General features: G+C 54.1%; 7 protein-coding genes. All 7 read right to left on the bottom strand.

The features are described from left to right. Positions 1–29 precede the first annotated feature (29 nt). On the bottom strand, positions 30–4,163 hold the full coding sequence (locus AC0YN3_RS19920; RefSeq protein WP_475776719.1) for a DUF8202 domain-containing protein: 4,134 nt from the start codon (positions 4,161–4,163) through the stop codon (positions 30–32). 667 nt (positions 4,164–4,830) lie between these two features. Further along, positions 4,831–6,816, bottom strand: a complete 1,986-nt coding sequence (locus tag AC0YN3_RS19925; protein ID WP_475776720.1) for a YjhG/YagF family D-xylonate dehydratase — start codon at positions 6,814–6,816, stop codon at positions 4,831–4,833. A 30-nt stretch (positions 6,817–6,846) separates the two neighbouring features. Beyond that, a complete protein-coding gene (gucD, locus tag AC0YN3_RS19930; protein WP_475776721.1) occupies positions 6,847–8,304 on the bottom strand; it encodes an alpha-ketoglutaric semialdehyde dehydrogenase GucD in 1,458 nt (485 codons plus the stop codon). Positions 8,305–8,333: 29 nt separating this feature from the next. Beyond that, positions 8,334–9,212, bottom strand: a complete 879-nt coding sequence (locus AC0YN3_RS19935) for a fumarylacetoacetate hydrolase family protein (RefSeq protein WP_475776722.1) — start codon at positions 9,210–9,212, stop codon at positions 8,334–8,336. Positions 9,213–9,350: 138 nt separating this feature from the next. Continuing rightward, positions 9,351–10,109: an IclR family transcriptional regulator gene (locus AC0YN3_RS19940; protein ID WP_475776723.1), complete on the bottom strand. Its 759-nt coding sequence runs from the start codon at positions 10,107–10,109 to the stop codon at positions 9,351–9,353. Positions 10,110–10,144: 35 nt separating this feature from the next. Continuing rightward, on the bottom strand, positions 10,145–11,770 hold the full coding sequence (locus tag AC0YN3_RS19945; RefSeq protein ID WP_475776724.1) for a helix-turn-helix domain-containing protein: 1,626 nt from the start codon (positions 11,768–11,770) through the stop codon (positions 10,145–10,147). 10 nt (positions 11,771–11,780) lie between these two features. Next, positions 11,781–13,529, bottom strand: a complete 1,749-nt coding sequence (locus tag AC0YN3_RS19950; protein ID WP_475776725.1) for a sensor histidine kinase — start codon at positions 13,527–13,529, stop codon at positions 11,781–11,783. Positions 13,530–13,558 lie beyond the last annotated feature (29 nt).

A 13,558-nucleotide genomic window follows, 5' to 3' on the forward strand; every position in this document is an offset into this window, starting at 1 on the left:
CGGCTAATCGAAGATGACGCCGTTACCGATTAAAACCTCACATCCTGCGCGAAACCGCTCAGCAATTCTTCGCTTCCAGCCTTCAGTTCCAACCCGCTCAGTCCCGGATCGCCTTCGGCATCGGGTGGATTCGATCCGTTCCCGGCGTTCGGGCCGACATCGGCTGTCGTCAGCGGCCGCCTGCTTACGGGGGCTCCCGGATTGTATTCATCCGCTCCGACATCGGCGCCGCTAACACGCGGTTGGCCATCCATATCCTCGGACGCAACATGCGGCAGCTTGGCGGCATCGATAGCCGGACTGAGTGGAGACAGACGGATCAGACGGTCCGCGCTGCGCACCAGCTTCATTTCCTTCTTCTCAAAACCGTCCGCTATCGCATGGTTATTCGTCGCATTTGCTGTCCCTTCAATTAAATTGCCGGAATAGGCCGGCCGCTCGCCTGCCGGAGCGCTCAGGACGGGACCTGTCTCGTTGAAAATCGTGCCTGCATTGCTGAATATGAGATTGTTGAACACCTTCGTACCCACTGGCTGATACGTTCTGCCGCCCAGACTAATCGCTGTCGTATTGTTGCCGACATTCACGATCGTATTGTTGAATATTTGTACGTTATACTGCCGCCAGTGGCCCCGCAGCAGCTCCGTCCTTGTCTCCGTCGGCAGGCTGTTCAGCTCGGCCGTCTGCTCCGGCGATCCCCAGCGAACCGTCGGGTTCGTGCTGCCGTCCGGGCCCGCATCATGCGTGCCGCCATCAAGGCGAATAACGCGGTCAGTCAACCCTTCCATGTAGTTGTTATATATTTTGTGATCATTGCCGTAAATGCGGAACCCGCTTAATCCAGAAGTCTCGCCATCGCCAATAATATAATTCCCATAGAAGCTGTTGCGATTTCCATGCCTGGCAACGATGCCGCCGTAAGAATTGCGGAGCGTGTTGTACCGGATCGTGTTGTCGCTGCTTTTGACCGAAATAATTTCGTCTTCGCCGTTCAGTCCGTCGAACAAATTGTATTGGATCGTCACGTAGCCAGGCGACAGCGACAGGCTGGACAAGCCCAGTCGAATCGCCTCCAGACCATTGGCTACGCGTGGCCCGATGCCATAGAAGCGATTATATTCGATGACGTCGTATTGCGAAATATTTTGTCCCGAATGGCCTGCACCATCGTAGATCACTACCGCGCCGAAGCCCTTTTTCGGTCCAAGCTCATTGTAGGCAAGCCGGTTATGGCTGCTCTCGCCCTCGACTCGGATGTAATGGCGATGCGTGCCGTTGCTGGTCATCAACGACGAATCGTCATATGGCGTCGGTCCTTCGTAGGCTTCTCCGCCGTCGCTGTCCAGTTCTCCAATTTTGCAGCTTCCCGGCACATCGACCAGACAAGTCACGGTTCCGATCGATGGGGCGGTGAAGCTGTAAGGCTGTCCGGTCTCATTCAGGGCAAAGCTGTTGCGCATAATCGAAATATGGCTTGCGCTTTGCAATTGCACGCCAGGATTTACGCCTGTCAGGATACGGTGCCCCAAGCCCCGCTGCACAAGCGTCGTATGGCTCCCCTCTTCCCCGATTCCGTTATTGAAAACAAAGCCGGATACTTCGACATAAGCGGAATTTTCAATATGAAAATAGCTGTTGCCGGCTATGACGGCCTGTCCTTGCTCCGCCGCCGTAATTCGGATGGGATAAGCTGCCGAAGCCGTTTTGTTCAGCACAACAAACGGTCCGTCCTGCTCATAAATGCCATTCTGCACCTCGATAATCGTGCCCGGCGCAACAGTATCAAGCGCCTGCTGCAATTGCTCGGCTGAGCTTACCTGTACTGTTGTCAGCGCCGGAGGCGGCAAATCATCTTCGTCCACATCTCCTGCTGACGGCGCCTCGCCCGGTCCTTGCGGCTCCTCGACAACTGGCGCCTCGCCAATAAATAGTTGCGTCTCCATCAAGCTGTTCCAGTTGCCGGAACTTCCGCTAGCGCTATTGCCGTAACCGACGAGCCGCCAATAACGCGCTTCAATCGGACTCGCGATAACATAAGGCTGCAGTACGGAGTCTTCCGCCTGCAGAGCCCTGCTGCTTCGTTTCGGCAGCACCGTCATATTGCTCTCGAATGAAACGTCATTCGATGCCAATATCTCAAAGCTGGACAGCCGTTCTCGTGCGTTAAGAAACGCCAGATTCATATAAGTAATGCGCTGCGGCTCACCCAGATCAAATTGCAGCCACTGACCCAGCCCCGAAGCCGACCAACGGCTCTCCAGGCCTGCCGCATCCTCGCCCCAGACGTTGTCCACAACTTTGGTCGGGACATAATTGGTGCCTGGCTGCGACGAACTGGCCGTAACGGAACCTGCGTGCAACCCGATTTGACCATTCCCGCCAATCGGCAGCCTTCGGACAATATTCAGGCTGTAGACATTGCGCACCGGGCCGTTCTCTTCGTCTTTTAATTCCATGGTCAATCGGTTCACCCCGGGCAACAGCGGAATGCTGTCTCCCGCAGGCAGCAGCGTACGCCCCGATCCATAATTGCTCAAATAGATATCGATAAGAGCGTCATGCGAGGCGTCAGGCAAATGCGCTTCCAAAGCAACGTTTTCCGTCGTCGCAGGTACAAGAGCCTCATAGCCATCCGTCTTGTTCGGATCGAATGCCGTATTCAGCGGAATAGCCTGCATCCCGTCCTTCACGGTCAAGCCAGTTAATTGAAGCTGCGGCTTCTGCTCGGCAAACGTAAAATAACTGCCATCCGCCAGCATCGCTTCCCCCGCATAATAGCTCTCGCCGCGAAGCGTTACTTCCGTCAGCGGGATTTCCTTCGCATCGGTCCAATCGCTTGAAGCACTCGTCAGCAGCAAGCCGCCAAGCGGGACGGCACTGCGGGGAATCGCGATCAGCACCTTGCCGACCTCCCCTGTATTCTGAGCTTTCCATGTGCGGCTTAGGCGCATGTGGCCGGGACCGTAAGGCGTCTGCTCAGCCGCATTGCCATCGTCGCCCCATAGCAGATACTGCGTGTTCGCCAAATTCTCTCCCTCCGGCGTACCGATCAACACCTGCAAAGCGGAAGCTCCGTCCGCGCTGCTGCGGCTCTGCCGTTGATCCAGAGCGCCAATCTCATCACGGCCGATACCGGCTATGTTGTGACTATAACCCGAGTGGGAAGCTGCGTCCCATATAACCAGCGGCGCCGGCCCGGCACTCAAATAATCTCCCGCAGGCAGCGTCAAGCCGTATTTGATCGCCAGATAGGATTCCACTTGGCGCTTTTGCACATCCGTTAACGTGTCCATGAAGACGATAAACTCGCCCATGTAGCCATTAAAGCCCGAGCCGCCCGTTTCGGCCGCGCCGAGCGACATGGAGCCACCCGCTTTGCCGACGAACGGACGCACTGTCGTATTCGATTGGCCGATCGTCACGCCGTCACGGGCAACAGACTGATAGACTGAGCCGCCGACTGTCGGATTGGCATTGTGATGCAATCCCCATATATTGTATTGGGACAATTGCACTTGATCGCCCGCCGTTAGCCGCTGATGCGTGCTATCTGTCATTTTGCTTCCCGAATCCCACAGAACAGACCCCAAGGTTGCGCTTGTCGAACCGCTCTTATGCGGAATATGTGCTCCAAAACCCCCTTGCGACAGCGAATGGTTAAAAATGAGGGAATTATCGATGGATGCCAAACCACCGGTTACAGTAAAGACGCTAGCACCATCAACCTCTTCCGCGTTCGCAAACAAGCCGTCCGCATCCTGTAGGATGCTGCCAGTGCCCGAACGGACAAACTTCAACACTGGCTGATTGTTAAGATCGCGATGAGCCGACACGTAGCTTGGCTTGTTGCGGCTGCTGATCGCCGCGATACTGCCGTCATTCACAAAATCGTGAGCGTTGCCGCTGCTGTCCTGCCATACCGTTACATCATTGCCGGCCCGTGTTACATGGTCCGGTCCGGCCACCAGCCACAAACGGAGCGCGGCTGCGTCTACGCCGCCAGGCGTTCCTTCCATCATTGCAGCCTTCGCCGTATCTGCCGGCAATGCAGTAATTGATCCAAAGGCTAGCATCGCGGCCAGCATGATACGTCCAGCTTTTCTGGTTGTGGCTGCACGGCCTCGGCCCGCTTCTTTCTTTCCGAACAACTTGGTCAAAGTCAACTTTACTCCCCCTCGTCTCCCGGCTCGAACCCACTCCGGCATTTCGGATTTAAGTGTTCTCCCTTTTGTCGGGCGCACTCTCCCTTCTTTATATACAAAGCTGGAACTTTAATAAATCGTCAAAAGCTAAAACCGCCCTCAAATATTCCGCCTACCTATCTGCAATTTTTGAAATGGACATCAAATCTTATAAAAATCACTCATGTGCTCCGTACATCCCAAGGCTTAGCGACTGGGCTCAATCGTTTTTTTCTTGATTGATACACGATGATCTTTAGCCTTCGAAAGCTTCGTTTTTTTAGTGAAGCTGCAGACAACAAACAAGACCTTCGCGGACGAAGGTCTTCAGCTTGCAGAGAAACCCGCGTTTTTTTCAAAATGACGGGTTATCTTCTATTTTATTAAGTTTTCTTTTCGAGAATAGCTGAGGTCTAGATCTCTTACGCCAACCGTTCCAAATGGAGAGCGATCTTCTTCATGATATGCTTGTCGGCGGTCATCAACGCTTGCTTCATTACGTTGTGTAGCTCGCTTACACTGACGATCTAATCGAGAGAGGTACGGTACGAAACCGTGAACACTTCCTGCGGTTACGAAAACATCGGTAATGAGGTTGTGATTCTGGTATGGCCTGGAACGCGATCGTAGATAACCTATCGGTCCCCTTCTACTTCCGGATTTCGGAGTCCATCGCTTCCTTTCCGGCCTCCAACAGCTTGACGATCCGGTCCACGTCATAGACGCTGCCCCGCCATATTCCGCCGCTAGCGGCTTGAAGCGCTGCCCAAAGTCGCGTATCGTCCGGCAGGTCCGGATCCGGCGCAAGCAAGGGATGGGGCAGACGGCCTTGCAATCGCCGCGCTCCTTCCTCGTAGTCGAAACGTTCGGCTCCTTCTCCTACGAAATTAATCTTTCCTGATAGATTAATTAAATCGACTACGATTTCGACCCAATCCCCGTCTCGCAGCTTGGAGATCGGACCTCCTGCCAATGCTTCCGGACCGATATGGCCGATGCATGCGCCTGTCGATACGCCGGAAAAGCGCGCATCGGTAAGCAAAGACACCTCTTTGCCGTACGGCAGATGTTTAAGGGCGGACGTAAGCTGATACGTTTCTTCCATGCCGGTACCGCTCGGCCCCCTGCCGATTAGGGCCATAATGTCACCTGCCGATATATGTCCGGTTTTAATCGCCTTAATAGCGTCTCGCTCCGTCGTAAACACCTTGGCTTGCCCCAAATGTTTGTATACGCCGCTCTCGTTTACGACAGATGGGTCAATGGCAGCCGATTTGATGACCGAACCTTCCGGCGCGAGATTACCGATCGGGAAGGTTACGGTAGAAGCCATTCCGGCGGCCCTTGCATGGTTCGCGGAGTAGATGACCGTATCAGGATCGATGCCGTCGATGCTGCGCAGCAAGTCCCGAACGCGCTGCCTCCGTTCGGATGATTCCCACCAATCAAGTACTTCTCCCCACGTCTTGCCGGATACGGTTAATGCCGATTCGTCAAGCAGACCTAGCCCTCTCAGACGGAGCATGACTTCCGGAACGCCGCCTGCAAGGAAAGCGCGAACCGTCGTATGCGGCACAGGTCCGTTCGGCAATACGCTTACTATGCGGGGGACGCTGCGGTTAATAGTCGTCCAATCGTTAACATCTGGAACTCGCAGCCCCGCCGCTTGTGCAATCGCGGGGATATGCAGAAGCAGATTCGTAGATCCGCCGAACGCGGCATGAACGACCATGGCGTTGCGAATCGCGGAATCGGTTAGAACCCGACCGACGGTAACTCCTTGCTCCGCTGCGGATATGGCCGCCCTCGCCGATTGGCGGGCAAGCTCGGTCCATATCGGCTGCCCGGATGGGGCAAGCGCCGCATGTGGCACCGTCAGACCGAGCGCCTCCGCTACGACCTGCGACGTTCCCGCCGTGCCAAGGAACTGGCAGCCGCCGCCAGGCGTGGCGCATGCCCGGCATCCCATGTCCGCGGCTTCCTCAAGCGTGATGTCTCCGTTCGCGTACCGTGCGCCAATGGACTGCACCTTGCCCGCGTCTTCGCCAAACGTCGGAGGCAGCGTCACGCCGCCGGGCACGATAATGCCAGGCAGCGAAGGCGTTCCCGCCAAGGCAAGCATCATGGCAGGCAATCCCTTGTCACAAGTCGCGACGCCAATTACGGCCTTGCGTGTCGGTAATGAACGAATCAGCCGCCGAAGCACGATCGCAGCATCATTCCGGTATGGCAACGAATCGAACATCCCCGTTGTTCCTTGCGACCTGCCATCGCATGGATCACTGACATAACCTGCGAATGGAATCCCGCCTGCCGCGCTGATCTCCTCAGCAGCGGCTTCCATTAACAGACCGACTTCCCAGTGACCCGTGTGGTAACCTAAGGCAACAGGCTTGCCGTCATCCCGCCGTATGCCTCCCAGCGTACTTAAAAGCAAAATCTCCTTCCCGCCCAAGCGAGATGCTGGCAAGCCCATCCCCACATTTTGAGACCAACCGAACAAGTCGCCGCTAGGCCGTTCTCTTAACAACTCCGGTGTGAGCGGCAATGATCCCGGCGGCCCCGACGCATGGGTGGTAATTCGATAGAGCTCGTCGCTGCGGGGCTCCACGATGCGTTCCCAATCCTTGTTCATTCCTCGCTCCTCCTTCTGGATGGATGCCGATCAAGGCTTCATAAATACCGTCTTGACCGAAGTGAAAAATTCGATCGCCGCCTGTCCTTGTTCCCTTGAATGGGAGCTGGAGCCTTTCATTCCTCCAAACGGCGCCTGAAGCTCTACGCCTGCTGTCTCGGCATTTATGCGCACAAGTCCCGCTTCCATCTCCTGTACGAAAGCAAGCGCGGTCGCGATATCCTTTGTGTAGAGGGAAGCGCTGAGGCCGAACGGCACATCGTTAGCCAGTTCGATAGCCGCTGCCAAATCCGCTGCCTTCATCAGCGAAAGCACCGGGCCGAAGATCTCTTCCTGCGCAATAGTCATATGCGAATGGACGTCCTCGAAAATCGCGGGAGTGACGTAAAAACCGTTCCGCAGGTCCTCTTCTTCAGGCCGCGACCCACCAATCAATAACTTCGCCCCTTCTTCCCTTCCAGTCCTAATATAGGCTAACACCGTCTCATATTGCTTCTCGTTGGCGCAAGGTCCAAGCCAAGTTGATTCTGACAAGCCGTTTCCAACCCGGATCGAAGCCGTTTTTTCAATTAATTTATTACGAAAAGCATCGTAAACGTCCCGTACGACGATTACGCGGCTCGTCGCCGTGCATTTCTGGCCCGTTGACTTGAACCCGCCGTTGATCGTCGCCTCCACCGCCAAATCAAGATCCGCATCGGCTGCCACGATAATTGGGTTTTTCCCGCCCATCTCTAACTGATATTTTGCGCCGCGTGCGAAAGCCGCCTGTCCGACGGACTTCCCTACCGCATTCGAGCCCGTAAACGTGATGCCATGTACATCCGGATGCTCGGCAATTCCTTGTCCGATTTCCTTCCCTTCGCCGATGACCATATTCAGAACGCCTTTCGGCAGACCGGCCTCATGGAAGCACTCCATCACGAGTACCGAGGTGACCGCCGTTTCCAAGGCTGGTTTCCATACAACCGCGTTGCCAAAAATCAGAGCCGGCGCGATCTTCCAGATGGGAATCGCAACCGGAAAGTTCCACGGCGTAATGGCCCCAACCACCCCTAATGGGGCGCGTGTCGTGAACATGAACGCATCGGCGTCCGAAGCAGGAATGACGTCTCCGACCTTACGCATGCCTTCTCCGGCATAATAGCGCAGAATGGCCGCTCCACGGGCTGCTTCCCCTTTCGCTTCCGCCAGCGTCTTGCCCATCTCGCGCGTCATCATACGGCCAATCTCTTCAAGCCGCCTTTCCAACGCGTCAGCCGCTTTATATAGAAAAGCGCCTCGCTGCGCGCCCGAGAGCTTGCGCCAGGACCCGCGCGCCGCGTTTGCCGCGGCAACGGCCATTTCGAGATCTTCCCGAGTCGACAGTGGAACGCAACCGACGACTTCGTTCCGGTCCGCCGGGTTAACGCTTGTCGTCGATTCCCCTCGTTGCGGCGGCAACCACGCGCCACCGATATAATTTGAATAGTTCTGTAAAGCCTCCATATTCGGCTCTCCTCCTTTTTTTATGCCATTCATTGGGCTACGACATGATTGATTAGCGTTCCGATATGCTTAATCTCGATTTCAATGCGATCATGCGGCTGAAGCGTGAAATTGTCAGGAGGAACCAAGCAAGTCCCCGTTAGAAGCACCGTCCCGTTGAACAAAAGATTGTCTCGCTTTAAAAAGGATACCAGCTCATCCAGTCGCCGCTTCAGCAGTCCTGTATTCGCCGCTATGTCGACGACGACTTCTTCGTTCCGGTAGATGCGCAGCCCCATGTCCAGATCATAGGGATCCTTTGTCGTTTCGGCGAGCCGAATGGCTGGCCCGATTGAGCAGGACTGCTTCCAGATCTTCGCTTGCGGGAGATACAGCGGATTTTCCCCTTCAAGATCCCGGCAGCTCATGTCGTTGCCAATCGTGTACGCCACGATATCCCCAGCGGCATTTAATACGAGTCCAAGCTCGGGCTCAGGCACCTGCCAATTGGAATCGCTGCGAAGCATGACATTCCCTCCGGGACCAACCGTACGCGCAGATGTTGACTTAAAGAACAGTTCAGGGCGTTCCGCATCATAGACAAGATCATAAAACGTTGCGCCTGCATCCGCCTTGCCGCCGGTCGCTTCGTAGTTGCGCGCTTCTCGGCTGCGCTGGTAAGTGACGCCAGCCGCCCATACCTCCGGGGCATCCACCGGAGATAGCAGCTCAAGCATATTCCACTCTTCTTCCAAAGGCGTACCGTCAGATATATCGGCATTGATAAGCTCGAGCGGCGTCTTGCCCTGCTGCTCTGCTCTGTGGAACAATTCCCATACATCCATGTCCTTCAGCGTGTAAGCCGCCTCTTCGTCTGTTACCGCCGCAAGTGCTTTCCGCACTCCATCCTGATATCGAATTAATCTCATAACATCTCTCCTCGTTTTATAATGTAGTACACCGTTCTATATTATAGCTATTATAAAACCTCTATTGGATCCACTCGAAGATGAGCGACCGCGTTTAGAGGTGTGTTTTTGCACATTATTGTAGGTAGAAGCGGCCCCCTATGCGCGGTGCCCCAGTCTTTGGGAAATCTCGGCTGCGGTTTGATTCAATTCAACGATTAATCTCTCGAGTTGCTGATCGTCTACTCGCGACCGTAACGTCGATACGCTGACTGCTGCCGATGCTAGCCCATGATGATCGAACACCGGTACGGCTGCGCACCTGACGCCGATCTCGTTTTCCTCGTCGTCGATAGCATAACCGCGCAATCTGACCAGCTCCAGCTCGCGTCGGAATGCGGTCGCGTCGATGATCGTCTTCTCTGTCAGGCGAACGAAATCGTAACGCCCGAGCAAACCTTCGATCCAATCCTCCGGCTGATAGGCACATAATAGCTTGCCGACGGAGCTGGTATGCAGCATGACGCGCCTGCCTACCCGGGAATAACGGATCGGGGCGAGATCGCCTTCAACCTTATCAATATATACGCCTTCATCGCCGTCCAATATGACCAAATGCGTTGTCTGGCCTGTACTCTGCGTGTATTGCTCCAGGCTAGTCTTGGCAACCTGCCTAATGTCCATTGACTGCAGCAATTGCTGCCCCTTCTCGATTAGCCGCAAACCAAGGCGATATTTCCCCGTATCTACGTCTTGCTCCATATAGCCGCGACCCTGCAGCGTCTTCACCAACGAATGAACCGTGCTCTTGTGCAATCCCATTCTGGCGCTGATTTCCGTTATCTTCAGCTCAGGGGTCCTCTCGTCGAATAAATCAAGAATGAGCAGCGCCCGTTCAACGGCTTGTATGATCGGCATAATCTCTTACAACCACCTTCAAGTTCAATCTTTGCTTATATACGGTTCGACGTCTGTTTCCTCATTCCTGCTTGCTCCCGGAATTCCTGAGGTGACATACCCGACCACTTTTTAAATACGCGGGTGAATGAATGCGCGGCTTCGTATCCCACACTTATTCCGATTTCCCCAATTTTGCTGTCGGTGTTCCTAAGCCTGTCTTTGGCTTTCGCGAACCTTGCGTCCTCAATATATTCCGACAGCTTGACGCCGCGCTCCTGTTTGAACAACCGGGACAAATAGGAGGGATTGAGATGTATCTCGTCCGCAAGGCGCACGAGAGATAAATCCTCGGCAATATGTTCGTCAATGAATGTGCAAATTTTGTCGACCGCAGTTATGGCACGGCTTTGTTCCCCTCGCTCCCGCACATCGAACATTTCCTTTGCAGCCGCCTTCAAGCTGCCAAATCGTTCCTGCCAGGAGGGGAAAGCATCCAGCTGCATGAAGTTTCCAGCAGGAAGCTGTCCCTGCTCATTCCATCGGTTGGAATAGGATAACAATGCAAGAGCGATCGAGTAATACAGCTCCGAAGCATACGGAGAAGGCCAGCTCCCATCTATGGCAGGTTTCGTCAATTCATCGAACAAACGATAAAACTCCGCTCTCCTGCCGCCTTCCAAATGAGCTGTCAACATCCCAGCCTTCTCATCGGGGAAGCGCCAGCGCGTCCGAGAGGTTGCTTCAGCTTCGCGAAGTCGCACGGATTGAACCATTTGCGTTCCGTCCCCAGCCCGCAAATGCTCGTGCTCCCTTAGCTTGTCGTATGCTTTGGGCAATGTTTCCCAAGCCGTCTCTTCCGCCCCCATCGTGACGGACAGCTTAACGGCCAGCGATTCCTTGCAGGCGTCCTGAATGAGCTCGAACATGCCTTCCAGAAACGATACCGTATTTTCGAAACCGCTTTCCTTAACCTCTGGAGACGGAAGCGGCTGGACAAGCCAGACGAGATCGCCGTAACGATCGATTATGCCTAGGCTCCTCGTTCGTTTTCCCAGATACGAGTCCGCCAGCAGCTTCACCTTCAGGGCGGTTTCCTGGCGATCGGCGTAAGAGCGGCGCGACTCCGCCAAGGACAAGCTGCCAAGAGCGATCAGAACGGGCAGATCAGGATCGAACGGGATGCTCAGTCTACTGAAGTTCTCTGCGATCGCACCGCCTGCTCCTCCCTCGAACAGAAGATGTCGCACATAATTGCCAATGGCAAGCGTCTCTAATGAGATTTGGCTTTCCTTAGACCGCTGCAAGAGATCAGCCGTCCTCAATTCCTCTTCGATCTCAAGTACCGCTTGGCCTACTGCATCGATCAGCTTATTGTATCCTTCGCTCTTTAGCAGATATCGGACGCCAGGCCATTGAATGGCTTGGTACATCGATTCGAAATCATGATATCCGGTTAGAAAGATCAGCTTGCAATGGGGCCAATTGGATCGGATCTCGTCCATCAAGGCCAGACCGTCCATCTCCGGCATTGCAATATCGGAGAGAACGATGTCAAACCGCGTTCTCCGCAGCCAATGCAGCGCTTCTTCGCCCGAATACGCTTTGTACATATCCAAATCAATCGGCAGCTTGCTAAGAATCTCGTATAGCCCGTCGGTAATAATTTCTTCATCGTCCACGATTAAAAGCCTAATCGCCGCTCCCCCCTTTCTCTACCCGCAAACTCAGCGTTGCCTGCAAGCCTCCCAGATCGCTGCGGGCGATAGTCAGCCCGCCTCCTTCCAGTGTCATTCGGATGCGGCGATGGATGTTAACCATGCCGGTAATCTCTCCTTGTTCATCCGTCTGCCGCAGCGACCTCGCCATTCTCGCCAAATCTTCGTCAGTGAGGCGGTCCCCGTTATCCTCTACGATGATTCGCACTTCCTCCGCATCCCTCTCGAAGCGCACCGCGATTAAGCCATCGCGTGCCTTCTTCTCCAGGCTGTGTTCGAAAGCGTTCTCGATGATGGGCTGCACGATCAGCCTTGGCACGAGCATAGTGTTCCATTCAGGTGGCAGCGGCTGAAAGTCAACCCGGATTCTCCTTGAGAAGCGCATCTCCTGAATTTCGGTATACATGCGCGCATGCCTGATTTCATGCTTAAGCTGCACGTTGTCCGACGCGTTGCGCGTCACGAATTGAAAATATTCTCCAAGCAGCGTCGTAAATTGCTCGATGCGTTCAGTGTCTCCCGTCTTTGCCATCGTGTTGAGAATAAAGAAGCTGTTGTACAGAAAATGGGGATTAATCTGGGATTGAAGCTGCTTGAGCTCGGCCCTCTGGGCCAATATCTTCTGCTTATACGCCTGATCGATCAGAGCACGAAGGTTTGCCACCATTTGATTGAACCGGCCGTACAAATAACGGAATTCATCCTTCGAGGCATGATCGATGAAGATATCCAGATCCCCGCTCTCCATTCTTCGAAAGCTCTTCACAAAGGTCAATAACGGTTTATGAATGAATTTATAGGTAGATAGAGCGTAAATGGCAATGATGGCTAACGACAGGGTAAGAAACAACCAGGCCCAAGTATAGAAGCGGTCAAGCGGCTCCTGGAATACCCGTCCCGGTATGAATCGAAAGAGTGATAATTCAAGCTTCTCGGAAGAAGCGTGCACGTAGTAATACCGCATGTTCGATAAGTCTACGGTATCTGTATCCCGATTAGTGACTTCATTCGACTTCTTTAGGAAGGCAGCCATATCTTGTTCAGGGAAAGCGTCAACTCCGTTGGTAATTACGGCGCCGTTCTTTCCATGCACGAGCATTGCTCCACTGTCCGCGTACAAGTTGAATTGGCTCAGCTCATCCTGGAGAATCTTACTGTCCAACGCGATTTCAACGGTAAAAAGCGGCACCGCCTCTTTGCTCCCGCCAGGCTTGAAGGCGCTCAGGAAGAGGTCGCCTTTCCACTCTATGATTTGCGAGTCGCTTCCGAAAACGGAGCGGATACCCAAATAACGTTCCTCGTCGAATTCCCGCGCCCCGTCTCCAGACAATGTCTTGCCAATGGGAGCGATATGCACGCTGACATCCTGTATGTAGATGCTGCTATTCTGTATGGTATAAATCCGCTTTAATAGAGAATTGATATGCTCCATACGGGCGATCGTATCCATAGTCTCCCAAGTGAGTGCCAGTTCATTTAAATCCTCATCATCCAAGAGGCTGTATTGCAGCAGCTTCATCCGCTCGATCTCTTTCTCCATGTCTGAGAGATAATAGTCGATTTGCGATACGGCTGTCTTGGAAATATCTTCGCGTGCCGTTTGAACGATCCAGTTATAGATATACACGCCGAGCGACCACATGGGCAGCATGATGAGCAAAAAAGTAAGCAGCAGACGCAGAAAGATCGAGTTTCTGAGCGAAATACCATGGCCATTGAACAACGACGTCTCCCCCACCGTTTTCTTTCATT

This window comes from Paenibacillus sp. J22R232 (genome assembly GCF_056269165.1).

Bases quoted from the DNA above. Each gene is read 5' to 3' on its own strand.
- AC0YN3_RS19925 (WP_475776720.1), bottom strand. From the start codon at position 6,816: ATGAACAAGGATTGGGAACGCATCGTGGAGCCCCGCAGCGACGAGCTC.
- gucD (WP_475776721.1), bottom strand. From the start codon at position 8,304: ATGGAGGCTTTACAGAACTATTCAAATTATATCGGTGGCGCGTGGTTG.
- AC0YN3_RS19935 (WP_475776722.1), bottom strand. From the start codon at position 9,212: ATGAGATTAATTCGATATCAGGATGGAGTGCGGAAAGCACTTGCGGCG.
- AC0YN3_RS19940 (WP_475776723.1), bottom strand. From the start codon at position 10,109: ATGCCGATCATACAAGCCGTTGAACGGGCGCTGCTCATTCTTGATTTA.